Genomic DNA, 23,464 nt, shown 5'->3' on the forward strand with positions numbered 1-23,464 from the left:
CTCAACTAACGCTCCTGCTGGTGAGTGGGGCTGGGGAAGCTGCCCGTCTGGCCGTTGCCGGCCTGACGACCCTGCGCGATGCCCCGACGGAGATTGGTCAGCCGCCCGCGCACGTCGTCAGGCGCACGCGAGACCTGCGGACCGGCTTGGTGCTGTTGCTGCTGAGCCGTCCCCGGGACGAGGTTCGCCCGGGGCACCCGGCGTGGCAGGCCGGAGGTGGTCACGCCACCCGCGGCCGGCTGCCGGACCCGCTCCGCCTGCCGCACGAGCTCGTCGTTGGGCGAGGTGCGCCAGGAGGCCGAAGCGGAACGCTGGGGGGCAGCCGGAGCCGGAGCCTGCGGCTGCTGCTGGGGGGCCTGCGGGGCCTGGGGACCCGCGGCGGGGGCGTCGCCCTGCTGCCCACCGTGGAACCAGTTGGTCTCCAGGGTGTCGTACAGCGGGGTACGGCCGTCGCCCGGGCCCTGGGCCGGGGGCAGCGCCTCCGGCTCGGGACGGGCCGGCCGCTGCGGGGCGTAGCCGCCCGGCCCCTGGGGCCGCTCGAACTGGCCCGTGGCGGACGGGTCCTGGCGCTCGGGCAGGACGTGCCGGCCGGTGGCCGACGGGTCCTGGCCCGGCACGGGGAACTGTCCGGTGGAGCCGTTGTCGTACGCCTGCGGGGCGGTGAACCGGCCCGGGCCCGCGGGGGCGTTCGGCGCCGAGGTGCCGAAGACGTCCGAGCGGACGAACCCGTTGTCCGACCGGTCGGTGCGACCGGGGGCCTGCGGGGCGTGACCCGCGTCCTGACGGCCGCCCGGGACCGGGAACTGCCCGGTCTGCTGCGGTCCGCCCACCGGCGGGAACTGCCCGGTGTCCTGGGGACGGGGGAACTGGCCCGTGTTCTGGCCGCCGTTGGCGCCCGGGCGGCCGTAGTCGCCCTGGGGAACCTGGCGGTCGTCGATCCGGGGGATCTCCGAGGTGGACCCGGGACCCTGGCGGTCGTCGACGCGCGGCAGCTGCGAGGTGCGGGCGACGTCCGGCTCGTCATGGCCGCGCGGGGCGTCCAGCGCACCGCGGCCGACCTGCGGCTGGGCGTTCTCGTCACCCCAGCTCGGCACGCGCTGCTGGGCGTTGCCGCCGGGCAGCTCGGCCCGGGGACCGCCCGGCAGCTGCGGCCGGCGGCCGCGGCCGGGACGCCCGGCGCCCTCGGTGCCGCGCTGCGGCGGCACCGGGGCACGGCCGCCGAACATGTCCTGACCCTGACCCTGACCGTTCTGGCCCGCCGGACCACCCTGGCCGGACGCCTGGAGGCCCTGCGGGGCGGCCGGGGCCTGCCCGCCGAAGCCGGCACCCGCGCCGGCCGGGGCCGGACGGCCCTGCTGCGGACCCTGCGGACCGCGGCCGTTGCCCTGGCCCGCGCCGGGGGCACCGTCGCGGCCGGGTAGCGCGGCCCGGGGACCCTGGCCGGCGGCCAGCCGGCCCGCGCCCGCGGGACCGGCGCCGAGGGCACCGCCCTGCGCGGGGGCGCCCCCGAGGGCACCACCGGACTGGGCCTGGCGGCGCGCCGCGGCGGCACCGGCGGCGGCCTGCGCGGCGGCGGGGCCGCCGGAGACACCGCCCTGGCCCGGCTTGGGCTGCGGCTTCTTGCCGCCCTGGGCGACGTCCACGGGCAGCATGACCAGCGCGGTCGTACCACCGGAGTCGGACGGGCGCAGCTGGATGCGGATGCCGTGGCGCTGCGACAGACGACCGACCACGAACAGACCCATGCGGCGGGAGACCGAGACGTCCACGGTGGGCGGCGACGCCAGCCGCTCGTTGATCGCGGCGAGGTCCTCGGGGGAGAGGCCGATGCCGGTGTCGTGGATCTCGATCAGGACGCGGCCGTCGGGCAGGGCGTGACCGGTGACCTTGACCTTGGTCTGCGGCGAGGAGAACGACGTCGCGTTCTCCAGCAGCTCGGCGAGCAGGTGCACGAGGTCGTTGACCACGCGGCCGGCGACCTCGGTCGTCGGCACGGAGGCCAGCTCGATGCGCTCGTACTGCTCCACCTCGGACGCGGCGGCGCGGAGCACGTCGACCAGCGGGACCGGACGGGTCCACCGACGGCCGGGCTCCTCACCCGCGAGGACGAGGAGGTTCTCACCGTTACGGCGCATGCGGGTCGCGAGGTGGTCGAGCTTGAACAGCGAGGACAGCTGGTCCGGGTCGGCCTCGCGCGACTCCAGCTCGGAGATGAGCGAGAGCTGGCGCTGGATGAGGCCCTGGGAGCGGCGCGAGAGGTTGGTGAACATCGCGTTGACGTTGCCCCGCAGCAGGGCCTGCTCGGCGGCGAGGCGGACCGCCTCGCGGTGCACGTCGTCGAAGGCCGCGGCCACCTGGCCGATCTCGTCGCGGGAGTGCACACCGACCGACTCCACGGAGGTGTCCACGTCCTGGGGGTCGGTCTCGGACAGCTGCTTGACCAGCTCGGGCAGGCGGTCCTGGGCGACCTTGGTGGCGGTCTCCTGGAGCCGGCGCAGCGAGCGGATCATGGACCGGGCGACGATGAAGGCGCCGACCAGCGAGACACCGAGCACGAGCAGGATCAGCGCACCGGAGATGATGGCCTCGCGCTCCGACTCGGCGCGCAGCTGACGGGCCTTCTGCTCCATGTCCTCGAGCAGCGTGTGCTCGATGTTCTTCATCTGGCTGATCTTGGTGCCGCTGGCGTCGAGCCAGTCCTTCCAGGACCGGCGGTCCAGCGACTGCAGACCGCTGGCCGAGGCGAACGCGCGGTTGGCGTACTTGTCGGCCTGCAGGATGGTCGCGTTGTTCTGCAGGATCGGGCGCAGCAGTTCCTCGGCGCCGGAGTCGCCGTAGATGCTGCGGAAGATGGCGAGCTCGGAGTCCTCGCTCTCGAGCGCCATCTCGCCGTAGGTGCGGTCGTTGTCGGAGAGCTTGCCGGCCGTCTCGTCGTTGGACGGCAGCGCCGAGGCGAGCACGGCCCGCTGCATCGACGAGTACTCCTTGGCGGCGGAGAAGGCCGCCAGGGCGCGGGTGCGCTGGATCATGTCCGGGTTGCTGGTGGCCTCGGCCATGTCCTGGGAGAGGTCGACCAGCCGGCTGATCAGACGGTGGTAGCCCTCGACCGTCTGCATCGCGTTGCCGTCGGCGGCGTACGCGGTGCTGCGGATCTTCGCCAGGGTGCCGAGGTCGCTGACCAGGCCGACGATGTTGTCGCGGACGCCCTGGAGGTTGCCGTCCTTGCTGGAGGTGTCGATCGCCTCGGAGGCGTCGACGAAGGCGGCCAGGGTCTGGTCGGTCTGGTCGCGCACGCCCTTGACGTCGGCCAGGCGGTCGCTGTGCGACAGCACACCGGCCGACTGGTCGCGCTCGGTCTGCAGCGCGGTGGCCAGTTCGGTGGCCTGCTTGGTCATCTCCGTCAGCAGCTTCATGTTGTCGAGCTGCTGGATGTCTTCCATCGACTGGTCGATGCGCAGCGCGCCCAGCGAGGTGGCCGCGACCACGGGGAGGGTCAGCAGCGCCACCAGGCGCGTGGAGATGCGCCAGTTGCGCAGCGCGACCCGGGGGCCGGGGTCGGTGGCACCCTTGGGCGGCTTGACCGGGGGTATGGGGGCGGTGGGGCCCGGGGACCCCGCGCCGGCGGTTCCGCCGGAGCGGCCCGAGGACCCGGAGGTGGCCGACGAGGCGGTCGCGCCGGGGCGCCCGGGGCGGTCACCACCGTCACCGGACGGTGCCGGGCCCGGGTTCTGGGCGTGCTGGGGCGAGGAGCTGACGGCCATGGGGCCAGTCCCGCCGCGCGGCTCCGGCTCCGCCGAAGCGCTGCCATCCCTCTTGAAACGTCCCTGCACTAGCGTCGCAACCTCTGGACCAGGCGCCCCTCCGCGTGAACGGAAGGACGGTGTCGGCGTCTTGAGGGGCGTCCTGAATACGCCCCCCGGTGGTCGTGAGTGACCTGGCGCAGGTTCCCCCTTCTCGCCGCCACTCGGCGCTGGTGTGCGCCCCTGCGCGCCGGCTCGATCCTGCGGCGGTCCGTGGAATTCCAGCACAGTGCCGGATCTCCAACAAGGTGTGTTGGCCGGGCTGTGACATGTGTGACACGCCGTGAGGGGCGCGTCACCGCTCGTGGAAAGTCTTCGGGCAGATAGCGGACAGAGCTGGGCGTTTCGGTGGGGCGCGCCTCGTGTCCCAGTCGCCATGATCAGGAGCGGAATGATGGCTTCAGGGGCTCAATGTCCGTTTGGTGAAGGTCGATTGTCCGTCTGAATTTGCCTGTTTGAACACGAGTAAGTGAGGAAACTCACACGCGCCCGGTGGCACTCCGTGCCGTGCGGGGGGAATCGGATGTCTAGCCTGACGCTTTACAGACCTGGCAGGACCGACAACCGGCGCCCCTGCGTGAGGCCGTCCGCGTCCTCCGCCGCGCCCCGAGACGAACAGGGTCAGTCAACAGTGGAGACCACGACGATGTTCCGCAAGATCGCCAACCCGCGGCGCACCACCCTGGCGCACCTCGAGGGTGCCGACGACCTCCAGACCCCGCCGCAGCCGGAGCACCCCGTCGACCTGCCCGCCCAGACCGCGAACCCCCGGCGCACCATCCTGATGGAGGTCCCGGAGCCGGCCGCCGCCGAGTAGGGCGCGGCAGCGCCGACGCGAGCCGCAGCACGGCCGCCGCTCCACCGGCCGGCGTCCACCGTCGATCATGCAGCGCGGCAGCCCACGGATGTCAAGGGCGCCCCCGGCCGGGGGCGCCCTTCCGCGTTAGCCTGGAGCGTCAGACTCCAGCAGCGAACAGATCAGGGGCCAACCAACCCGTGCGCATCGCCAGGTTCTCCATCGACGGGAACGTCGCCTTCGGCGCGGTCGAGGGCGACAAGCCGGACGAGCTCGTCCTCGACATCATCAAGGGCATCCCGTTCGCGGAACACGAGCTCTCCGGCACCAAGGTGCCGCTGAGCAAGGTCCGGCTCCTGCCGCCCGTGCTCCCCAACAAGGTCGTGGCCTTCGGCCGCAACTACGCCCAGCACGCGCGCGAGCTGGGCAACGAGGTGCCGGACGCCCCGTTCGCCTTCTTCAAGCCGTCCACCTCGGTGATCGGCTCCGGCGACGCCATCCAGTACCCGTCCTTCTCCGCCGACCTGCACCACGAGGCGGAACTCGCCGTGGTCATCGGGCGGATGTGCCGCGAGGTCCCGCGCGAGCGCGTGCAGGACGTGATCTTCGGCTACACCTGCGCCAACGACGTCACCGCGCGCGACGTGCAGAAGCGCGAGAAGCAGTGGGCCCGGGCCAAGGGCTTCGACACCTCCTGCCCGCTCGGCCCCTGGGTGGAGACCGGGCTGGACCTCGCGACCGCCTCGGACCTCACCGTCCAGCTCACCGTCAACGGCGAGCAGCGCCAGCTCGGCCGGACGAGCGAGATGATCCACTCGATCGAGGACCTGATCGTCAACATCACCGAGGCCATGACGCTGCTCCCGGGCGACGTCGTCCTCACCGGCACCCCGGCTGGGGTCGGCCCCCTCACCGTCGGCGACGAGGTCGCCGTCACCATCGAAGGCATCGGCACTCTCACCAACAAGGTTGTCAAGCGTGGCTAGCGCACCCTCCCCTGTACGCGTCCGTTTCTGTCCGTCGCCCACCGGCAACCCGCACGTGGGCCTGGTGCGCACCGCCCTGTTCAACTGGGCGTTCGCCCGCCACCACCAGGGCACCCTCGTCTTCCGCATCGAGGACACCGACGCGGCCCGCGACTCGGAGGAGTCGTACCAGCAGCTGCTGGAGGCGATGCGCTGGCTCGGCTTCGACTGGGACGAGGGCCCCGAGGTCGGCGGTCCGCACGCGCCGTACCGCCAGTCGCAGCGCATGGACCTGTACGCGGACGTCGCCCGCAAGCTGCTGGACGGCGGGTACGCCTACCACTGCTACTGCTCCCAGGAGGAGCTGGACACCCGCCGCGAGGCCGCCCGCGCGGCCGGCCGGCCCTCCGGCTACGACGGCCACTGCCGCGACCTGTCCGAGGCGCAGGTCGAGGAGTACCGGGCGCAGGGCCGCGCGCCCATCGTCCGGTTCCGGATGCCGGACGAGACGATCACCTTCACCGACCTGGTCCGCGGCGAGCTGACCTTCACCCCGGAGAACGTGCCGGACTACGGCATCGTCCGCGCCAACGGTGCCCCGCTGTACACGCTGGTCAACCCGGTCGACGACGCGCTGATGGAGATCACGCACGTCCTGCGCGGCGAGGACCTGCTCTCCTCCACCCCGCGCCAGATCGCCCTGTACAAGGCGCTGATCGAGCTGGGCGTCGCCAAGGGCGTCCCCGAGTTCGGCCACCTGCCCTACGTCATGGGCGAGGGCAACAAGAAGCTCTCCAAGCGCGACCCGCAGGCCTCGCTCAACCTCTACCGCGAGCAGGGCTTCCTGCCCGAGGGCCTGCTCAACTACCTCTCGCTGCTCGGCTGGTCCCTCTCCGCCGACCAGGACATCTTCACGCGCGAGGAGCTGGTCGCGGCCTTCGACGTCAAGGACGTCAACCCCAACCCGGCGCGCTTCGACCTGAAGAAGTGCGAGGCCATCAACGGCGACCACATCCGGCTGCTGGACGTGAAGGACTTCACCGAGCGCTGCCGCCCTTGGCTCCAGGCCCCGTTCGCCCCCTGGTCGCCGGAGGACTTCGACGAGGCCAAGTGGCAGGCGATCGCCCCGCACGCCCAGACCCGGCTGAAGGTGCTGTCCGAGATCACCGACAACGTCGACTTCCTCTTCCTGGCCGAGCCGGCCGTCGACGAGGCGAGCTGGGCGAAGGCGATGAAGGAGGGCAGTGACGCGCTGCTGCGCACCGCCCGCGAGAAGCTGGAGGCGGCCGACTGGACCTCCCCGGAGTCGCTGAAGGAGGCCGTCCTGGCCGCCGGTGAGGCCCACGGCCTCAAGCTCGGCAAGGCGCAGGCCCCGGTCCGCGTCGCCGTCACCGGCCGCACGGTCGGCCTGCCGCTGTTCGAGTCCCTCGAGGTGCTGGGCAAGGAGAAGTCCCTGGCCCGCATCGACGCGGCCCTGGCGCGGCTGACCGCGTAACCGTCCGCGGGACACACGCCGAGGGGCGGCACCGGGTGCACCGGTGCCGCCCCTTCGCCGTCTCCCGGACACCGGGGTGCGGCGCGGGTTACGGTCGGTGCATGAGGAACATACGCGCCGTGGTCTGGGACGTGGACGACACCCTCTTCGACTACACGACCGCCGACCGGGAGGGCATGCGGGCCCACCTGGCCGCCGAGGGGCTGCTCGCCGGGTACGGCAGCGCCGAGGAGGCGCTGACCCGCTGGCGCGAGGCCACCGACCAGCAGTGGGCGCGGTTCGCCGCGGGGGAGATCGGCTTCCAGGCGCAGCGCCGCGAGCGCGTCAGGGTGTTCCTGGGCGCGGGGCTGACCGACGACGAGGCCGACGTCTGGTTCCAGCGTTACGTCGGTCACTACGAGGCCGCCTGGTCGCTCTTCCCGGACGTCTTGCCCGTGCTGGACGCGCTGGCCGCCAGCCACCGGCACGCGGTGCTCTCCAACTCCAGCCTGCACGTCCAGAACCGCAAGCTGCGCGTCCTGGGCGTCCACGACCGCTTCGAGACCATCCTGTGCGCGGCCGAGCTGGGCGTCTCCAAACCGGAGGCCGCCGCCTTCCTCGCGGCCTGCGCGTCCCTGGACCTGCCGCCGCACGAGGTGGCCTACGTCGGCGACCACCCGGAGATCGACGGCCGGGGCGCGGCGGACGCCGGACTGCTGTCCGTGTGGATCGACCGCCGCGGCGGCCGGGCCGTCGTCGAGGCGCCGTCCGGCCGGCACCGGATCGCCTCGCTCGCCGAACTGCCCGCGCTCCTCGGCGCCGATACCCGTTTTGGAGCCCCGTCCACCTTCGGGTAATGTTCTTCCTGCGCCGCCGGGGAGCGGGCCGAAAGGCCACAGACCCGGGGGAGCGAACGAGAACAAGATCCCCTACGGGGCTTGCGTTCCGATGGCCTATGGTGTAATTGGCAGCACGACTGATTCTGGTTCAGTTAGTCTTGGTTCGAGTCCAGGTAGGCCAGCTCGCAGAGCTCATCTGCACCAGCGGATCACATCCGCGAGCCCCCGTTGTGTAGCGGCCTAGCACGCTGCCCTCTCAAGGCAGTAGCGCCGGTTCGAATCCGGTCGGGGGTACAGATCCTTCCCACGAAGGCGACCGGGTCGCTCCCGTCGCCGTCGATGCAGGATCGCTAGGGCCCCCGTTGTGTAGCGGCCTAGCACGCCGCCCTCTCAAGGCGGTAGCGCCGGTTCGAATCCGGTCGGGGGTACTGACTGGTCTAAACCACATTGGTCTATGGTGTAATTGGCAGCACGACTGATTCTGGTTCAGTTAGTCTTGGTTCGAGTCCAGGTAGACCAGCTCGGGCCTGCGGCAACGCAGTGTCCACGCCCCCGTTGTGTAGCGGCCTAGCACGCCGCCCTCTCAAGGCGGTAGCGCCGGTTCGAATCCGGTCGGGGGTACAGCAGGAGGCCCTCCGCTCACGCGGGGGGCCTTCGTCGTGCCCGGCCCCCCGCCGGGCCGCGACCTACCCGAAGCCGTACCTCCGGGCCGACTCCTCCTCCTGGGCCAGCCGGTGCAGGGCCTGGAGCATCGGCTCCACCAGGATCGCGCCCAGCACGGCCGCCTCCACCCGCTCCGCCTCCGAGGGCTGCCGCTCCACGTAGTCCAGGTCGAGCTCCGCCGCGCGGTGCATCAACCGGGCGTACGACGCGAGCAGTTCGGCGTCCCAGTCGTAGCCGAGCCGGCGGAACGCGGCCACCGCCACCACCAGCGAGCGGTACGCGGGCGAGATCGTCGTCAGCAGCCGGGCGTTGGACCAGCCCAGCGTGTCCAGCAGGGCGTCCGCCTCCTCGCGGGCCGCGCGCACGTGCTCGTCGTCCGCGTCCGGCCCGGGGACCTGGGGGAGCGCCCACAGGGCGGCGCCCAGCCGGATCGTGCGGCCGAGGGAGTCGTCGTCGACGTGGCCCAGCACCTCGCGCACCGTCGCCACGGGCAGCCGGCCCACCTGGACCATCGCCCGCACCAGGCGCAGTCGGCGCAAGTGCTCCTCGTCGTACTCGGCGGTGGTCGCGTTGACCTGCCGGCCGGGCGGCAACAGGCGCTCGCGCAGGTAGTACTTGATCGTCGCGGTGGACACACCGCTGCGCCCGCTCAGTTCGGCCAGCCGCATCTCTTGTGCCCTCCCTTGGACAACGGCACTATCCAAGCATGGACGGGAAACGTGTCGGTGCACGTCGTACCACCGCTGACGCCCACGGGGACGTGGTCGTCCTGTTGATCGGCATGCGGATCAACCGCTTCTGGGCGGTGCACCAGTGGCTGCCGGTCATGCGCGCGATGTTCCGGATGCTCGCGGAGTTGAAGGCGGCACCGGAGCGCGGACTGCTCTCCCGGGTGCTGCTGACCGCGTCGCCGCGGACGTACTACGTCGTCCAGTACTGGGAGTCCAAGGAGAAGCTGTACGCGTACGCCAGCGCGCCCGACGCCTTCCACCACGAGGTGTGGGCGCGGATCAACGGCAAGGAGCGCGCGGGCAAGGTGCGCGGCCACGTCGGGATCTGGCACGAGGCGTACGTCGTGCCCGAGGGGCGCTACGAGTCGATCTACGGCGACATGCCGGCCTTCGGGCTCGCCGCGGCGCACGGACAGGTGCCGCTCGCCGAGCGGGGACGGTACGCCAGGGACCGCCTGGCCTGGCGGGCGCCGGCCTCCTGAGGGAACCCGGTCTGCCTGGTCCGGCGGACGTGGGTCACGCCCTCCGGGGGGACCTGCCGCGGCGTTGGGGCCGGTGCTCCCGGGAGGGCGGGGGTGTGCGTCGGGTCAGCCGGTGCGGCGCAGGGCCTCCGACAGCCGGGCCGCCGCGTCGATGACGGCCTGGGCGTGCATGCGGCCGGGGTGCCGCGTGAGGCGCTCGATGGGGCCGGAGACGGACACCGCGGCCACCACCCGGTTCGACGGGCCGCGCACCGGCGCGGAGACCGACGCGACGCCCGGCTCGCGCTCGCCGATGGACTGGGCCCAGCCGCGGCGCCGCACGCCCGACAGGGCCGTCGCCGTGAAGCGGGCGCCCTGCAGCCCGCGGTGCAGGCGCTCGGGCTCCTCCCAGGCCATGAGGATCTGCGCCGAGGAACCGGCCTTCATCGTCAGCGTCGAGCCGACCGGGACCGTGTCCCGCAGGCCCGACAGCCGCTCCGCCGCGGCGACGCAGATGCGCATGTCGCCCTGGCGGCGGTAGAGCTGGGCACTCTCGCCCGTCACGTCCCGCAGGTGGGTGAGCACCGGGCCGGCCGTCGCGAGGAGCCGGTCCTCGCCCGCCGCTGCGGCCAGTTCCGCCAGGCGCGGGCCGAGGATGAAACGGCCCTGCATGTCACGTGCCACCATGCGGTGGTGTTCCAGGGCCACGGCCAGCCGGTGGGCCGTGGGTCGTGCCAGTCCGGTCGCGGTGACCAGCCCCGCGAGGGTGGCCGGACCGGACTCCAGGGCGCTCAGGACAAGGGCCGCCTTGTCCAGCACGCCTACGCCGCTACTGTTGTCCATGCAACGATACTCCCGTCTCACTCTGTGAAACGCAAGTTCATTTTTCCGTGAGACGCGCAACCCTTGGACGCAGACGGCCCGCGCACCGAACGGGCCCGGCGGCGGGTGCCCGGAACACGGGGTGCGGGCGCCGTCTCCCCAAGATCTCTAGTTGGGTCGGTGGACGTTCGCCGGCCGGAGGGAAAGCGATGGGTAGGACACTCGCGGAGAAGGTCTGGGACGACCACGTCGTCCGGCGCGCCGAGGGCGAGCCCGACCTCCTCTTCATCGACTTGCACCTGCTGCACGAGGTGACCAGCCCGCAGGCCTTCGACGGGCTGCGCAAGAGCGGCCGGCAGGTGCGGCGCCTCGACCTCACCATCGCCACCGAGGACCACAACACCCCCACCCTGGACATCGACAAGCCGATCGCCGACCCGGTCTCCCGCGCCCAGCTGGAGACGCTGCGCAAGAACTGCGCCGAGTTCGGGGTGCGCCTGCACCCGCTCGGGGACGTCGAGCAGGGCGTCGTCCACGTCGTGGGACCCCAGCTGGGCCTGACCCAGCCGGGCACCACCGTGGTCTGCGGTGACTCGCACACCTCCACCCACGGCGCCTTCGGCGCGCTGGCGTTCGGCATCGGCACCTCCCAGGTGGAGCACGTGCTGGCCACCCAGACGCTGCCGCTGGCCCGCCCGAAGACCATGGCGATCACGGTCGACGGCGAGCTGCCCGACGACGTCACCGCCAAGGACCTGATCCTGGCGATCATCGCGCGGATCGGCACCGGCGGCGGCCAGGGCTACATCCTGGAGTACCGCGGCGAGGCCATCGAGAAGCTCTCGATGGAGGCCCGCATGACCATCTGCAACATGTCGATCGAGGCCGGCGCCCGCGCGGGCATGATCGCCCCCGACGAGACGACCTTCGCCTACCTCAAGGGCCGCCCGCACGCCCCCGAGGGCGCCGACTGGGACGCCGCCGTCGCGTACTGGAAGACGCTGCGCACCGACGACGACGCCGAGTTCGACGCCGAGGTCGTGATCGACGCCGCCGCGCTCTCGCCGTTCGTCACCTGGGGCACCAACCCGGGCCAGGGCGCGCCGCTTTCGGCGTCGGTCCCCGACCCGGCTTCGTACGAAGACGCTTCGGAGCGCCTGGCCGCCGAAAAGGCCCTGGAGTACATGGGGTTGGAGGCCGGACAGCCGCTGCGCTCCATCGGTGTGGACACCGTCTTCGTAGGCTCCTGCACCAACGGCCGCATCGAGGACCTGCGCGCCGCCGCCGACATCCTGCGCGGCCGCAAAGTCGCCGACGGCGTACGGATGCTGGTCGTCCCGGGCTCCGCGCGGGTGGGTCTGCAGGCCGTCTCCGAGGGCCTGGACGTGGTCTTCAAGGAGGCCGGCGCCGAGTGGCGGCACGCGGGCTGCTCGATGTGCCTGGGCATGAACCCCGACCAGCTGGCCCCGGGCGAGCGCTCCGCCTCGACCTCCAACCGCAACTTCGAGGGCCGGCAGGGCAAGGGCGGTCGCACCCACCTGGTGTCGCCGCAGGTCGCGGCCGCCACGGCCGTCCTGGGCCACCTGGCCTCCCCGGCCGACCTGTCCGCCGAGACCCGTACGCCCGCTGGAGTCTGATCAGCCATGGAAGCATTCACCACGCACACCGGCCGGGCGGTCCCGCTGCGCCGCTCCAACGTCGACACCGACCAGATCATCCCTGCTCACTGGCTCAAGAAGGTGACCCGGGACGGCTTCGAGGACGGGCTGTTCGAGGCCTGGCGCAAGGACCCGGAGTTCGTCCTCAACCGCCCCGAGCGGCAGGGCGCGACGGTCCTGGTGGCCGGCCCCGACTTCGGCACCGGCTCCTCCCGGGAGCACGCCGTCTGGGCGCTGCAGAACTACGGCTTCAAGGCCGTGATCTCCTCCCGCTTCGCCGACATCTTCCGCGGCAACTCGCTGAAGAACGGCCTGCTCACGGTGGTGCTCGACCAGAAGGTCGTGGACGCCCTGTGGGACCTGGTGGAGGACGACCCGCAGGCCGAGGTCACGGTCGACCTCGAGGCCCGCGAGGTGCGCGCCGAGGGGATCACCGCCGCCTTCGAGCTGGACGAGAACTCCCGCTGGCGGCTGCTGAACGGCCTGGACGACATCTCCATCACCCTGCAGAACGAGGCGGACATCGCCGCCTACGAGGAGAAGCGGCCGTCGTACAAGCCGCGGACGCTGCCCGTCTAGATCACCCGGCCCGCACCCCTCGGCACCCGACGGGTTTCGGCCACCCGCACCCCCGCCGTACCCCCGATCGACTCCGATCGGGGGTACGGCTGTTTCTGTACCCGTTCGGCCCCGTCATCCCCGCGGAACCTCCTCAACTTCCCACGTTAATCGGCTCGTTGCCCGGGTACGCGGCTGCCGTGAAGGGGTCGTCCCGCCGTGCCGGGACGGCCCGTTGGGGCGGCAGTTGCACCCTGGGCGGGCGACAACTCGCCCCAGATGGCACAATCTGTGCATGGAACACGACGGCCAACTCGAGCTCTATGCGGCGGTCGCGGACCAACTCAAGGAAGCGCACGCAAGGGTGCGCGCACTGCAAGTCCCGGAGGGCGTACGGATGGCGCTGACCCGGAAGCTGCTGGTCATTACGGCCGCGGCCAAGCACGATCTCGCCGACGCGACAAGGCGGCTGGACCGGTTCACGGCGGACCTGGACGCGGGGCGCGTCCCCGACGAGGAACGCTGAACGGGCCACGGCGGTCGAGTCCGTTGCGGCACAAGGGTGATAAGCCCGTTTCGTGTTTGATTTGCGGTATATATCTGCCTAACGTGCGAAAAAGCTTGAACACTTTCGTTCTGGCAATGTCTCCGAAGGGGAAGACGTGAACAAGGCGCAGCTCGTAGAAGCGATTGCCGACAAGATGGGCGGCCGCCAGCAGGCCGCCGATGCTGTCGACGCGGTCCTGGACGCCATCGTCCGCGCGGTCGTCGGGGGCGACCGGGTCTCGGTCACCGGCTTCGGTTCGTTCGAGAAGGTCGACCGGCCCGCCCGCTACGCCCGCAACCCGCAGACGGGCGAGCGGGTTCGGGTCAAGAAGACCTCGGTGCCGCGCTTCCGCGCCGGTCAGGGCTTCAAGGACCTGGTCAGCGGCTCGAAGAAGCTCCCGAAGAACGACATCGCGGTCAAGAAGGCGCCCAAGGGCAGCCTGTCCGGCCCGCCCCCCACCATCGCCAAGACGGCGGGCAAGAAGGCCGCGGCCAAGAAGACCACCGCCGCCGCCGCGAAGAAGTCGGCCGCGAAGAAGACGACGACCGCCCGCAAGACCACGACGGCCGCCGCCAAGAAGTCCACCGCGAAGAAGGCGACCCCGCAGAAGACCTCCGCGGCCGCCAAGAAGACCTCCACGGCGAAGACCGCGACCGCCAAGAAGACGGCGGCCAAGAAGGCCCCGGCGAAGAAGGCGACCGCCACCAAGGCCCCCGCCAAGAAGTCGACCGCGCGCAAGACCACCGCCAAGAAGGCCACCGCCCGCCAGGCATAAGGCGACGAGGGTGTTCACGTGCCGGGCCGGACTCCCCAGGGAGTCCGGCCCGCGGCGTGTCCGGGACCGGCCGCGCGACGCAACACCGGTGGTTCAGAAGGTGTGCAGCGTGACCAGCGTGACGCGGGGGGCGTCCGCGGGGCCCTCCGTCTCGATCCGCACCCGCTGACCGGGCCGCAGCAGCCGCAGCCCGCCCGCGTCGAACGCCGCCGCGTCGAAGGGCACCGGCGTCCCGTCGTCGAGCAGCACCTGCCCGCTGCGCGTCGCCGGGTCGTACGTGTATGCGGTCGCCTGCATGACGGCAGCCTACTGCCCGGCCGTCAGCAGCCGCGCGGCCGCCGCCGCCGTCCGGGGGCCCACCCCCAGGGCCAGCGCCGCGCGCAGGTCCTCCCCGGTGTCCACGTCCTGCCGTACGGACGCCACCTGGGGCAGGCCGAGTTCCCGCGCTCCCGAGGCGCGGTGACGGGCCCGGGAATCCACGCCGAATGCGGGGAGCAATTCCCGCCCGGGAACGGCCGTCAGCACCGTGGTGCCGATACCGGCCGCGTCCGCCAGAAAAGCGCGGGGGAATTCCGCGGCCGCGTCCAGGACCCGGGCCAATTCGTGCGGGCGCAGCGCCGGCAGGTCGGCGTTCACCGCCGCGAGCGCGCACCGCGGGTCCACGGCGCGCGCGGCGCCGGCCGCGTGCGTCAGCGCGGCGTTCAGGCCGGCCCGCGGGGCGTCGGGCACGATCCGCGCGCCGAGCGCCGCCAGTTCCCGCCCGGCCAGCGTGTCGTCCGTGACGACCACCACATCCCGTACGGCCGCCGAGGCCAGCGCGGCCCCCACCGTGTCCTGCGCGAACGCCAGCGCCAGCCCCGGGCGCAGGCCCTCCGACGCGGTGTCCGCCAGCCTGCTCTTGGCCTGCGCCAAGGGCTTCAGGGGTATGACCAACGTCCACTGCACCGGCGTACCGTCCCTTGCTCGTCACGGTCATTGTCACCCGGCCCGTGCCCCGGCCCCTCCGGCACTCCGGTGACCGGGGCGTACGGTGTTCTCGACAGACCGGCGGCCCGGGGCGACACTTGTGCGGCCCCAGGCCCCGCAGCAGGCCCTGGGAAGTCCTAGAGGAAGGTGTCCGCGTGCCCCGCCGCAGAATCGGCTTCTGGTACCGCTTCGCCGCGGTGATCTGCAAACCGCCGCTGGTGGCTCTGATCAAGCGGGACTGGCGCGGAATGGAGCACATTCCGGCCGAGGGCGGATTCATCACCGCGGTGAACCACAATTCCCACCTCGACCCCTTCGCGTACGCGCACTACCAGTACAACACCGGGCGCGTGCCGCGATTCCTGGCGAAGAGCGGGCTCTTCAGGAAGGGCTTCGTCGGCGCCGCCATGCGCGGCACCGGGCAGATCCCGGTCTACCGCGAGTCCACCGACGCGCTCAGCGCCTTCCGTGCGGCCATCGACGCCGTCGAGCGCGGCGAGTGCGTCGCCTTCTACCCCGAGGGCACCCTCACCCGCGACCCGGACGGCTGGCCGATGACCGCCAAGACGGGCGCCGCGCGCGTGGCGCTGCAGACCAAGTGCCCGGTGGTGCCGGTCGCCCAGTGGGGCTGCAACGAGATCCTGCCGCCCTACGCCAAGAAGCCCCGGCTGCTGCCGCGCAAGACCCACCACGTCCTCGCCGGACCGCCCGTGGACCTGTCGCGCTTCTACGGCAAGGAGATGACCGCGGACGTCCTCAAGGAGGCCACCGAGGTCATCATGGCCGCCATCACCCGCCAGCTGGAGGAGATCCGCGGCGAGAAGGCGCCCGATACGCCCTACGACCCGCGCCGTGAGCGGATCGAGCAGCGGCGCCGGACCGAGGCCCAGACGGGCCGTGAAGGGGAGAGCGTCACGTGAGCGAGTCCGTCAGGGCGGCTGTCTTCGGGACCGGGTCCTGGGGCACCGCGTTCGGCATGGTCCTCGCCGACGCGGGCTGCGAGGTGACGCTCTGGGCGCGCCGCGCCGAGCTCGCCGACGCGGTCAACTCCACGCGGACCAACCCCGACTACCTTCCCGGCGTCGAACTCCCGGAGAACCTCCGGGCCACCGCCGACCCCGCCGAGGCCGCCCGCGACGCCGACTTCACCGTCCTCGCCGTGCCCTCGCAGACGCTGCGCGCCAACCTGGCCGCGTGGGCGCCGCTGCTCGCGCCGGACACCGTGCTGGTGTCCCTGATGAAGGGCGTCGAACTCGGCACCACCATGCGGATGAGCGAGGTCGTCGAGGACGTCGCCAAGGTCGGCCGGGACCGGGTCGCCGTGGTCACCGGACCCAACCTGGCCCGGGAGATCGCCTCCCGCCGGCCGGCCGCCGCGGTGGTCGCCTGCACCGACGAGGCGGTCGCCCGGCGCCTCCAGGCCGCCTGCCACACGCCGTACTTCCGCCCGTACACCAACACCGACGTCGTCGGCTGCGAGCTCGGCGGCGCGGTGAAGAACGTCATCGGGCTCGCCGTGGGCATCGCCGACGGCATGGGCCTCGGCGACAACGCCAAGGGCTCCCTGATCACCCGCGGCCTCGCCGAGACCACCCGGCTGGGCCTGGCCATGGGCGCCGACCCGCTGACCTTCGCCGGACTCGCGGGCCTGGGCGACCTGGTGGCGACCTGCTCCTCGCCGCTGTCGCGCAACCACACCTTCGGCACCAACCTGGGCCGCGGCATGACCCTCCAGGAGACCATCGCGGTCACCAAGCAGACCGCCGAGGGCGTCAAGTCCTGCGAGTCCGTGCTGGATCTGGCCCGCCGCCACGGCGTCGACATGCCCATCACCGAGACGGTCGTCGCGATCGTCCACGAGGGCAAGCCTCCCGTGGTCGCCGTGAAGGAACTCATGTCGCGCAGCGCGAAGCCGGAACGACACTGAGCGACGCCCCTCGTTCGGCCGCGCACCGACGCTGGGACGCGGCCCTACCACCGGGTACTCTCAACCCGATATGAGCACCGAGAACCTCCCCCAGAGCCCTGAGCAGCCGTCCCGCAAGCCGCGCGTGGCCGTCGTGTTCGGCGGGCGCAGCTCCGAACACGGGATCTCCGTGGTCACCGCCGGAGCCGTCCTCAAGGCCGTCGACCGGACGAAGTACGACGTCCTGCCGATCGGCATCACCCAGGACGGCCGCTGGGCGCTCACCGCGGACGAACCCGAGCGCATGGCGATCACCGAGCGCCGTACGCCGAACGTGGAGGAGCTCGCCGAGTCGGCCGAGGGCGCGGTGGTCCTGCCCGTCGACCCGGCCAACCGCGAAGTCGTCTACAGCGAGCCGGGGTCGGTGCCCAAGGCGCTGGGCGAGGTCGACGTCGTCTTCCCCGTCCTGCACGGGCCCTACGGCGAGGACGGCACCCTGCAGGGCCTGCTGGAGCTCTCCGGCGTGCCGTACGTGGGGGCGGGCGTGCTGGCCTCGGCCGTGGGCCAGGACAAGGAGTACATGAAGCGGGTGTTCACCTCCTTCGGGCTGAAGGTGGGCCCGTACGTGGTGATCCGGCCCCGCGAGTGGGCCCGCGACGAGTCGGCGGCCCGCCGGAAGATCGTGGACTTCGCCGGGGAGCACGGCTGGCCGCTGTTCGTGAAGCCCGCCCGCGCGGGCTCGTCCATCGGCATCACCAAGGTCGACGACCTGTCCGGGCTGGACGAGGCGATCGCCGCGGCCCAGGCCCACGACCCCAAGATCCTCGTCGAGGCGGCGCTGCGCGGCCGCGAGATCGAGTGCGGAGTCCTGGAGTTCGAGGACGGCCCGCGCGCCTCGGTGCCCGCCGAGATCCCCCCGCCGGACACGCACGCGTACTACGACTTCGAGGCCAAGTACATCGACTCCACCCCGGGCCTGGTGCCGGCGCCGCTGACGCCCGAGGAGACCGCCGAGGTGCAGCGGCTCGCGGTGGACGCCTTCGAGGCGGCGAGCTGCGAGGGCCTGGTGCGCGCGGACTTCTTCCTCACCGAGGACGGGGAGTTCGTGATCAACGAGATCAACACGATGCCGGGCTTCACGCCCATCTCGATGTACCCGCAGATGTGGCAGGCGAGCGGGGTCGGCTACCCGGAGCTGGTGGACCGGCTGATCCAGGCCGCGCTGCGGCGTCCCACCGGTCTGCGCTGACACCGGCCGGCCCGGACCGGCGCGCGGCACTCAGTCGGCGATCCCCTCGGGGATCGCCTTCTTGATGGCCGGGGCCAGGTCGATCAGCGCCGCGGAGCTGTCCCGCCCAGCGGGCACCGTCACTTCGACATAGGCGAGGCGGCTCGCGGTCGTGTACCGGTACGCCCCGCCGTCCGCCTTCTCCATGAGCCAGTTCACGCCGTCGACCCCACCGGCGACGGCGTCCGGATCGCCGCCCTGGGCCACCGAGGGATCGACCATCTTCGGCGGCCGGGGCACACCGCACCGCAGTATGATCGCCGGGTTCCCCCAGCCCGCGGTCAGTCCGGACGCGGGCTCGGGATCCTCGCGGCTCTCGTCGTCCACCGCGGCCGGCAGCACTCCGTCCAGCTTCTGGCACAGTGCGGCTGCTTTCGCGTCCGGGCTGGGAACCGCCGCCGACGCACCGTCGTCTGCCGAGGAGCAGCCGACGGTGATCAGCAGCAGGGCGAGCGCGGGCAGGCCGAGCAGCCGGTGACGCAAGGAGTTCACCGGCCAAGGGTAGACGGGGGCTACAGATGCACGACCGGGCAGGTCAGGGTTCGGGTGATCCCGTCCACTTGCTGGACCTTGGCGACCACCATGCGGCCGAGGTCGTCGACCGTGTCGGCCTGGGCCCGCACGATCACGTCGTAGGGACCGGTGACGTCCTCGGCCTGGACGACACCGGGAATCTTGCCGATCGTCTCGGCGACGGTCGACGCCTTGCCGACCTCCGTCTGGATCAGGATGTACGCCTGTACCACGGAACCTCCAGGGCGGCCACGAGGATCATGTGGGGAAAAGGAACGCCACGGTATCGCGTCGTCGCGCGCCGCGGGGAGACCCGGGGGGAGCACGGCGTGCGTGCCGGGGTGCGGGCAGGGCCGCAGGGCACGGTCAGGACGACCGTATCGAGCAGACCGGTCCCGCGCGACCGGGCACGGACAGGGACAGAAGGGGCGTAAGGGCAATGAAGGGCACTGTTGGTGAGCTCGGCGAGTTCGGGCTCATCAGGGAGCTCACCTCCCGGCTCACCACCACCCCGGCGGTGCGGGTCGGGCCCGGTGACGACGCCGCGGTGGTCTCCGCGCCCGACCGCCGGGTCGTGGCCAGCACCGACATCCTCCTGGAGGGCCGGCACTTCCGGCGCGACTGGTCCACCGCCTACGACGTCGGCCGCAAGGCCGCCGCCCAGAACCTCGCCGACATCGCCGCCATGGGCGCCGTGCCGACCGCCCTGCTGCTCGGCCTGGTCGTGCCCGCCGAACTCCCGGTTGCCTGGCCGACGGAGCTGATGGACGGGCTGCGCGACGAGTGCCAGGTGGCCGGCGCCTCCGTGGTCGGCGGCGACGTCGTGCGCGGCGACACGATCATGGTGTCGATCACCGCGCTCGGCGACCTGCGCAACCACGAGCCCGTCACCCGGGGCGGCGCCCGGCCCGGCGACCTGGTCGCCGTCACCGGCTGGCTGGGCTGGTCCGCGGCCGGGTACGCGGTGCTCTCCCGCGGCTTCCGCTCGCCGCGCGCCTTCGTCGAGGCCCACCGCCGCCCCGAGCCGCCGTACCACGCGGGCCCGGCGGCCGCCTCGCTCGGCGCCACCGCGATGTGCGACGTCAGCGACGGGCTGATCGCCGACCTCGGGCACATCGCCGAGGCCAGCAAGGTGCGCATCGACGTCCGCTCCGGCGCCATCGACATCCCCACGCAGATGAACGACATCGGGCAGGCCGTCGGCGTCGACCCCATGCAGTGGGTGCTGACCGGGGGAGAGGACCACGCCATCGTGGCGACCTTCCCGCCGGACGTGAAGCTGCCGGCCCGCTGGAAGGTCATCGGCGAGGTCCTCAACCCCTCGGCGCTGCCCCACGTGACCGTCGACGGGGCGCCCTGGACCAGCAAGGGCGGCTGGGACCACTTCGGCGGGGACATCGAGTCATGAGGCCCGCGGTCCTCACGGTGGCCGGCTCCGACTCCGGCGGCGGGGCGGGGATCCAGGCCGACCTGAAGACGATGCTCGCCCTCGGCGTGCACGGCATGAGCGTCGTCACCGCGGTCACCGCGCAGAACTCCCTGGGCGTCCAGGGCGCCTGGGAACTGCCCGTGGAGGCGGTGCGCGCCCAGTACCGCAGCGTCGTCGACGACATCGGCGTACGGGCCGTGAAGACCGGCATGCTGTCCTCCGCCCGACTCGTGGAGGCCGTCGCCGAGTTGATCGCCGGGACGGACGCGCCCGCGGTCGTCGACCCGGTCGGCGTCTCCAAGCACGGCGACCCGCTGCTCGCCGCGTCCGCGCTCGACTCGGTGCGCACCCGGCTGCTCCCGGTCGCCACCGTCGCCACGCCCAACCTGGACGAGGTCGCCCAACTCACCGGCATCCGGGTCGGGTCGGAGGCCGGGATGCGGGAAGCGGCCGCCGCGGTACTCGCGTTCGGGCCGCGCTGGGCGCTCATCAAGGGCGGCCACCTCCCCGGTGAGGCCGTGGACCTGCTCACCGACGGCACCGAGGAGCACTGGCTGCGCGCCCCCCGGTACGACAACCGGCACACCCACGGCACCGGGTGCACCCTCGCCTCCGCGATCGCGGCGCAGCTGGCCAAGGGCCGGTCCGTGCCGGAGGCGGTGACCACGGCCAAGGAGTACGTCACCGGGGCGATCGCCGCCGGGTTCGCCCTCGGCGCCGGCATCGGACCCGTGGACCACGGGTGGGCGCTCACACGGGGTGCTCCCGGGGCCTGAGGCCGGACGCGGCCGTTTGCGGGTACAGCAAAAAGCCGGTCCACCTGGGTGGACCGGCTCGATGCAGCGAACCGGCAGTGGCCGCGCGCTCAGCTGAGCGTCAGCGCGAGACCTTGCCGGCCTTGATGCACGAGGTGCAAGCGTTCACGCGCTTCGGCGTCCCGCCGACCACGGTACGCACGCGCTGGATGTTCGGGTTCCAGCGACGGGGCGTACGGCGGTGCGAGTGCGAGATGTTGTTGCCGAAGCCCGGCCCCTTGCCGCAGACGTCGCAGTTGGCAGCCACGGGTCACTCCAAAGACTTCAGATGCACTTACGGTTGATCCCGGCAGGCCGGGACCACGGTCCGGGGACCGACGATCTCGAGTGGCGTTGCCAGGGGGAGAGCCCGATCGGATCGGGCAACCGGAGCAGCATACAACGACTGCGCCCGTGCAACGAAACTACCATGGTCGGCCGACGGCCCGTCCCCGGCCCGTCGCCCTCCGGCCCCCTTGGGGCAGGGACCCGTTCACGGTCTACGCTGCCTCCCACGTCCAGCAGCTCAAGGAGAGGCGCAGGTGGCGCAGGTGCCGCAGACATTCCTCGATGCTCTCGCGGTGCGCACCTGGTGCGGTCTCGCGCTCCGGGCGCTGGGACGCGCGCGTGAGGAGATCGACGCGATCAACGTCTACCCGGTCGCGGACGGGGACACCGGCACCAACCTCTACCTGACCGTCGAGTCGGCGGCGACGGCGGTGGAGGCGGTGTTCGCCGGACACGAGGTGGGCGGCGCGGCCGGCGGGGGAGCACTCGTCGCCCCCGCGGTCCCGGGCGGTGGCGCGGCGGGGGGTCCCGTCGCGAGCGCGTCCTCGGTGCCCTCGCTCGCCGACGCCGTGCGGGCCATGGCGCACGGCGCGCTCATAGGCGCCCGCGGGAACTCGGGGACGATCCTCGCGCAGCTGCTGCGCGGCATGGCCCAGGTGCTCGCCGAGGAAGCCGGGGAACCGGACCGCCCCCACACCGACGGCAAGGGCCTCGGCCTGGCCCTGCGGCACGCGGCCGACTCCGCCCGGCAGGCCGTCGCCCACCCCGTGGAGGGCACCGTGCTGTCCGTCGCCTCCGCCGCCGCCGACGCGGCCCGGACGGCCGACGGCGACTGCGGGGCGGTCGCCCGGGCCGCCTACGGGGGCGCGTGCGCGGCCCTCGCGCGGACACCGGCCCAGCTGCCCGTCCTGGAGCGGTCCGGCGTGGTCGACGCGGGCGGGCGCGGGCTGGTCGCGGTGCTGGGGGCCCTGGTGGAGACGCTGACGGGGGAGGTGCCGGCGGCGGTGGGGGCGGCCGGGGCGGCCGGGGCGGCCTTCGTGCCGGAGGGGGCCGCACGCGGCGGGACGGCGCTCGACACGAACGCCGACACCGACACGAACACGGACACCGACAGCGACAGCGACACGGACACCGGCACCGGCGCCGACCCCGACGCAGGCACCGTGATCGACCCGTGCGAGCCGCCGGACGGCGAGGAGGGCGACGGGCCCGCCTACGAGGTCATCTACCTCCTGGAGGCCCAGGACACCGCCGTGGCCCGGCTGCGGGAGCGCCTGGACGCCCTCGGCGACTCCCTGGTCGTGGTCGGCGGTGACGGTCTGTGGAACGTCCACGTGCACGTCGACGACGCCGGCGCCGCCGTCGAGGCCGGACTGGAGGCCGGGCGGCCGCACCGCATCCGGATCACCCACTTCGGGGCGGACGACGTGCACACCGCGCGCGGTGAGCGCGCGCCCCGCGAGCGCGTCCAGCGGGGCGTCGTCGCCGTCGTCCCCGGGGAGGGCCTGGCCTGCCTGTACGCGGAGGCCGGCGCGACCACCGTGCTCGCCCGCCCCGGCGAGCCGCCCGCCAGCGGGGAGCTCGTCCAGGCGGTACGACGGGCCCACGCGCGCGAGGTGGTGCTGCTGCCCAACGACGCCGAGCTGCGCCACACCGCCGCCGCGGCGGCCGAGCAGGCCCGCGCCGAGGGCATCAGGGTGGCGCTCATCCCCACCCGGTCCGCGGTGCAGGGCCTGGCCGCGCTCGCCGTGCACGAGCCGGACCGCCGTTTCGACGAGGACGTCGTCGCGATGACCTCGGCGGCCGGCGCCACCCGCCACGCCGAGGTCACCGTCGCCGAGCACCAGTCGTGGACCATGGCGGGCATCTGCCAGGCCGGTGACGTCCTCGGCCTGATCGACGGGGACGTGGCGGTGATCGGCGCGGACGTCACCGACACCGCCCGCACCGTCCTGGACCGCATGCTCGCGGCGGGCGGCGAGCTGGTCACCCTGGTGCTCGGCGACGAGGTGCCCGACGAGGTCGCCGAGCACCTGCGGGCCCGGGTGCGGGAGGCGTACCTCGCCGTCGACACGGTGGTCTACCGGGGCGGCCGGCAGGGCGCGCTGCTGCTCATCGGCGTGGAGTAGCCCGCCGGCCCGGGGGGCACCGTCGTCCGCCGGAGGTCGGCTCGTCGGCAGCCCTCCGCTGC

The 23,464-nt window shown here is 72.6% G+C and carries 23 protein-coding genes and 5 tRNA genes; 20 read left to right on the plus strand and 8 right to left on the minus strand.

Annotated features, from left to right (window positions below; genetic code table 11):
• Nucleotides 1-5: 5 nt before the first annotated feature.
• Nucleotides 6-3,830 (minus strand): sensor histidine kinase, encoded by a 3,825-nt coding sequence (locus tag AQJ30_RS26425; protein WP_067238940.1) that lies wholly within the window; start codon nt 3,828-3,830, stop codon nt 6-8.
• A gap of 601 nt (nt 3,831-4,431) precedes the next feature.
• On the opposite strand from AQJ30_RS26425, the gene AQJ30_RS26430 reads away from it, so the two are divergent.
• The 9 genes from AQJ30_RS26430 (at nt 4,432) to AQJ30_RS26470 (ending at nt 8,495) form a co-directional block, all read left to right on the plus strand.
• Entirely contained in the window at nt 4,432-4,617 is a 186-nt protein-coding gene (locus AQJ30_RS26430; protein ID WP_067238942.1) for a hypothetical protein, read from the plus strand.
• A gap of 179 nt (nt 4,618-4,796) precedes the next feature.
• Nucleotides 4,797-5,582, plus strand: a complete 786-nt coding sequence (locus AQJ30_RS26435) for a fumarylacetoacetate hydrolase family protein (RefSeq protein ID WP_067238944.1) — start codon at nt 4,797-4,799, stop codon at nt 5,580-5,582.
• Nucleotides 5,575-7,056: a glutamate--tRNA ligase gene (gltX, locus tag AQJ30_RS26440; protein WP_079084319.1), complete on the plus strand. Its 1,482-nt coding sequence runs from the start codon at nt 5,575-5,577 to the stop codon at nt 7,054-7,056. The genes AQJ30_RS26435 and gltX overlap by 8 nt, the downstream gene beginning before the upstream one ends.
• 101 nt (nt 7,057-7,157) lie before the next feature.
• Complete coding sequence (locus AQJ30_RS26445) at nt 7,158-7,892, plus strand: HAD family hydrolase (protein WP_067238949.1); 735 nt, start codon at nt 7,158-7,160, stop codon at nt 7,890-7,892.
• Between the two features lie 92 nt (nt 7,893-7,984).
• A tRNA-Gln gene (locus AQJ30_RS26450) sits at nt 7,985-8,056 on the plus strand.
• Between the two features lie 39 nt (nt 8,057-8,095).
• Nucleotides 8,096-8,168: transfer RNA gene (locus AQJ30_RS26455), tRNA-Glu, on the plus strand.
• A 61-nt stretch (nt 8,169-8,229) separates the two neighbouring features.
• Nucleotides 8,230-8,302 (plus strand) — tRNA-Glu (locus tag AQJ30_RS26460).
• Nucleotides 8,303-8,322: 20 nt separating this feature from the next.
• Nucleotides 8,323-8,394, plus strand: a tRNA-Gln gene (locus tag AQJ30_RS26465).
• A gap of 28 nt (nt 8,395-8,422) precedes the next feature.
• A tRNA-Glu gene (locus AQJ30_RS26470) sits at nt 8,423-8,495 on the plus strand.
• 65 nt (nt 8,496-8,560) lie between these two features.
• Here AQJ30_RS26470 and AQJ30_RS26475 read toward each other — a convergent pair.
• Nucleotides 8,561-9,205, minus strand: coding sequence for a MerR family transcriptional regulator (locus AQJ30_RS26475; RefSeq protein ID WP_067238952.1), 645 nt, complete (start codon nt 9,203-9,205; stop codon nt 8,561-8,563).
• A 38-nt stretch (nt 9,206-9,243) separates the two neighbouring features.
• On the opposite strand from AQJ30_RS26475, the gene AQJ30_RS26480 reads away from it, so the two are divergent.
• Nucleotides 9,244-9,750 carry a DUF4188 domain-containing protein gene (locus tag AQJ30_RS26480; protein ID WP_067238955.1) on the plus strand — a complete coding sequence of 169 codons (507 nt, stop codon included), beginning with the start codon at nt 9,244-9,246 and terminating at the stop codon, nt 9,748-9,750.
• A 105-nt stretch (nt 9,751-9,855) separates the two neighbouring features.
• On the opposite strand, the gene ndgR is transcribed toward AQJ30_RS26480, so the two are convergent.
• The gene (gene ndgR, locus AQJ30_RS26485) at nt 9,856-10,572 is read right to left on the minus strand and encodes an IclR family transcriptional regulator NdgR (protein WP_067238957.1); all 717 of its coding nucleotides are present in this window, start codon (nt 10,570-10,572) and stop codon (nt 9,856-9,858) included.
• A 188-nt stretch (nt 10,573-10,760) separates the two neighbouring features.
• Here ndgR and leuC point away from each other — a divergent pair, with 188 nt between their 5' ends.
• The 4 genes from leuC (at nt 10,761) to AQJ30_RS26505 (ending at nt 14,089) form a co-directional block, all read left to right on the plus strand.
• A complete protein-coding gene (gene leuC, locus AQJ30_RS26490) occupies nt 10,761-12,188 on the plus strand; it encodes a 3-isopropylmalate dehydratase large subunit (RefSeq protein WP_067238960.1) in 1,428 nt (475 codons plus the stop codon).
• A 6-nt stretch (nt 12,189-12,194) separates the two neighbouring features.
• Nucleotides 12,195-12,788, plus strand: coding sequence for a 3-isopropylmalate dehydratase small subunit (gene leuD, locus AQJ30_RS26495; protein ID WP_067238961.1), 594 nt, complete (start codon nt 12,195-12,197; stop codon nt 12,786-12,788).
• 274 nt (nt 12,789-13,062) lie between these two features.
• Nucleotides 13,063-13,293 carry an SCO5555 family protein gene (locus tag AQJ30_RS26500; RefSeq protein ID WP_067238964.1) on the plus strand — a complete coding sequence of 77 codons (231 nt, stop codon included), beginning with the start codon at nt 13,063-13,065 and terminating at the stop codon, nt 13,291-13,293.
• Nucleotides 13,294-13,429: 136 nt separating this feature from the next.
• Nucleotides 13,430-14,089, plus strand: a complete 660-nt coding sequence (locus tag AQJ30_RS26505) for an HU family DNA-binding protein (protein ID WP_067238966.1) — start codon at nt 13,430-13,432, stop codon at nt 14,087-14,089.
• 93 nt (nt 14,090-14,182) lie between these two features.
• Here AQJ30_RS26505 and AQJ30_RS26510 read toward each other — a convergent pair whose 3' ends face one another.
• Both AQJ30_RS26510 and cofC read right to left on the minus strand, forming a co-directional pair.
• Nucleotides 14,183-14,386 carry a hypothetical protein gene (locus AQJ30_RS26510; protein ID WP_067238968.1) on the minus strand — a complete coding sequence of 68 codons (204 nt, stop codon included), beginning with the start codon at nt 14,384-14,386 and terminating at the stop codon, nt 14,183-14,185.
• Between the two features lie 9 nt (nt 14,387-14,395).
• Nucleotides 14,396-15,034 (minus strand): 2-phospho-L-lactate guanylyltransferase, encoded by a 639-nt coding sequence (cofC, locus tag AQJ30_RS26515; protein ID WP_067238971.1) that lies wholly within the window; start codon nt 15,032-15,034, stop codon nt 14,396-14,398.
• Between the two features lie 176 nt (nt 15,035-15,210).
• On the opposite strand from cofC, the gene AQJ30_RS26520 reads away from it, so the two are divergent.
• The 3 genes from AQJ30_RS26520 to AQJ30_RS26530 all read left to right on the plus strand — a co-directional run bounded on the left by AQJ30_RS26520 (nt 15,211) and on the right by AQJ30_RS26530 (nt 18,210).
• On the plus strand, nt 15,211-15,975 hold the full coding sequence (locus AQJ30_RS26520; protein WP_067238974.1) for a lysophospholipid acyltransferase family protein: 765 nt from the start codon (nt 15,211-15,213) through the stop codon (nt 15,973-15,975).
• Nucleotides 15,972-16,982, plus strand: a complete 1,011-nt coding sequence (locus AQJ30_RS26525; RefSeq protein WP_067238977.1) for an NAD(P)H-dependent glycerol-3-phosphate dehydrogenase — start codon at nt 15,972-15,974, stop codon at nt 16,980-16,982. Before AQJ30_RS26520 ends, AQJ30_RS26525 begins: the two co-directional genes overlap by 4 nt.
• A 70-nt stretch (nt 16,983-17,052) precedes the next feature.
• Entirely contained in the window at nt 17,053-18,210 is a 1,158-nt protein-coding gene (locus AQJ30_RS26530) for a D-alanine--D-alanine ligase family protein (RefSeq protein ID WP_067238978.1), read from the plus strand.
• A gap of 30 nt (nt 18,211-18,240) precedes the next feature.
• On the opposite strand, the gene AQJ30_RS26535 is transcribed toward AQJ30_RS26530, so the two are convergent.
• Nucleotides 18,241-18,741: a DUF3515 domain-containing protein gene (locus AQJ30_RS26535; protein ID WP_067238981.1), complete on the minus strand. Its 501-nt coding sequence runs from the start codon at nt 18,739-18,741 to the stop codon at nt 18,241-18,243.
• A 20-nt stretch (nt 18,742-18,761) separates the two neighbouring features.
• Complete coding sequence (locus AQJ30_RS26540; protein WP_067238984.1) at nt 18,762-18,995, minus strand: Lrp/AsnC family transcriptional regulator; 234 nt, start codon at nt 18,993-18,995, stop codon at nt 18,762-18,764.
• Between the two features lie 206 nt (nt 18,996-19,201).
• Here AQJ30_RS26540 and AQJ30_RS26545 point away from each other — a divergent pair, with 206 nt between their 5' ends.
• On the plus strand, nt 19,202-20,170 hold the full coding sequence (locus AQJ30_RS26545; RefSeq protein ID WP_067238986.1) for a thiamine-phosphate kinase: 969 nt from the start codon (nt 19,202-19,204) through the stop codon (nt 20,168-20,170).
• Complete coding sequence (gene thiD / locus AQJ30_RS26550; protein ID WP_067238989.1) at nt 20,167-20,967, plus strand: bifunctional hydroxymethylpyrimidine kinase/phosphomethylpyrimidine kinase; 801 nt, start codon at nt 20,167-20,169, stop codon at nt 20,965-20,967. Before AQJ30_RS26545 ends, thiD begins: the two co-directional genes overlap by 4 nt.
• A gap of 100 nt (nt 20,968-21,067) precedes the next feature.
• On the opposite strand, the gene rpmB is transcribed toward thiD, so the two are convergent.
• A complete protein-coding gene (gene rpmB / locus AQJ30_RS37325; protein ID WP_004924906.1) occupies nt 21,068-21,253 on the minus strand; it encodes a 50S ribosomal protein L28 in 186 nt (61 codons plus the stop codon).
• Between the two features lie 274 nt (nt 21,254-21,527).
• Here rpmB and AQJ30_RS26560 point away from each other — a divergent pair, with 274 nt between their 5' ends.
• A complete protein-coding gene (locus tag AQJ30_RS26560; protein WP_067238993.1) occupies nt 21,528-23,402 on the plus strand; it encodes a DAK2 domain-containing protein in 1,875 nt (624 codons plus the stop codon).
• Nucleotides 23,403-23,464: the final 62 nt, after the last annotated feature.

It is taken from the genome of Streptomyces longwoodensis, from assembly GCF_001514125.1.
Lineage (GTDB): Bacteria > Actinomycetota > Actinomycetes > Streptomycetales > Streptomycetaceae > Streptomyces > Streptomyces longwoodensis.

Bases quoted from the DNA above. Each gene is read 5' to 3' on its own strand.
- AQJ30_RS26445 (WP_067238949.1), top strand. From the start codon at position 7,158: ATGAGGAACATACGCGCCGTGGTCTGGGACGTGGACGACACCCTCTTC.
- AQJ30_RS26475 (WP_067238952.1), bottom strand. From the start codon at position 9,205: ATGCGGCTGGCCGAACTGAGCGGGCGCAGCGGTGTGTCCACCGCGACG.
- AQJ30_RS26480 (WP_067238955.1), top strand. From the start codon at position 9,244: ATGGACGGGAAACGTGTCGGTGCACGTCGTACCACCGCTGACGCCCAC.
- ndgR (WP_067238957.1), bottom strand. From the start codon at position 10,572: ATGGACAACAGTAGCGGCGTAGGCGTGCTGGACAAGGCGGCCCTTGTC.
- leuC (WP_067238960.1), top strand. From the start codon at position 10,761: ATGGGTAGGACACTCGCGGAGAAGGTCTGGGACGACCACGTCGTCCGG.
- leuD (WP_067238961.1), top strand. From the start codon at position 12,195: ATGGAAGCATTCACCACGCACACCGGCCGGGCGGTCCCGCTGCGCCGC.
- AQJ30_RS26500 (WP_067238964.1), top strand. From the start codon at position 13,063: ATGGAACACGACGGCCAACTCGAGCTCTATGCGGCGGTCGCGGACCAA.
- AQJ30_RS26510 (WP_067238968.1), bottom strand. From the start codon at position 14,386: ATGCAGGCGACCGCATACACGTACGACCCGGCGACGCGCAGCGGGCAG.
- AQJ30_RS26530 (WP_067238978.1), top strand. From the start codon at position 17,053: ATGAGCACCGAGAACCTCCCCCAGAGCCCTGAGCAGCCGTCCCGCAAG.
- AQJ30_RS26545 (WP_067238986.1), top strand. From the start codon at position 19,202: ATGAAGGGCACTGTTGGTGAGCTCGGCGAGTTCGGGCTCATCAGGGAG.
- thiD (WP_067238989.1), top strand. From the start codon at position 20,167: ATGAGGCCCGCGGTCCTCACGGTGGCCGGCTCCGACTCCGGCGGCGGG.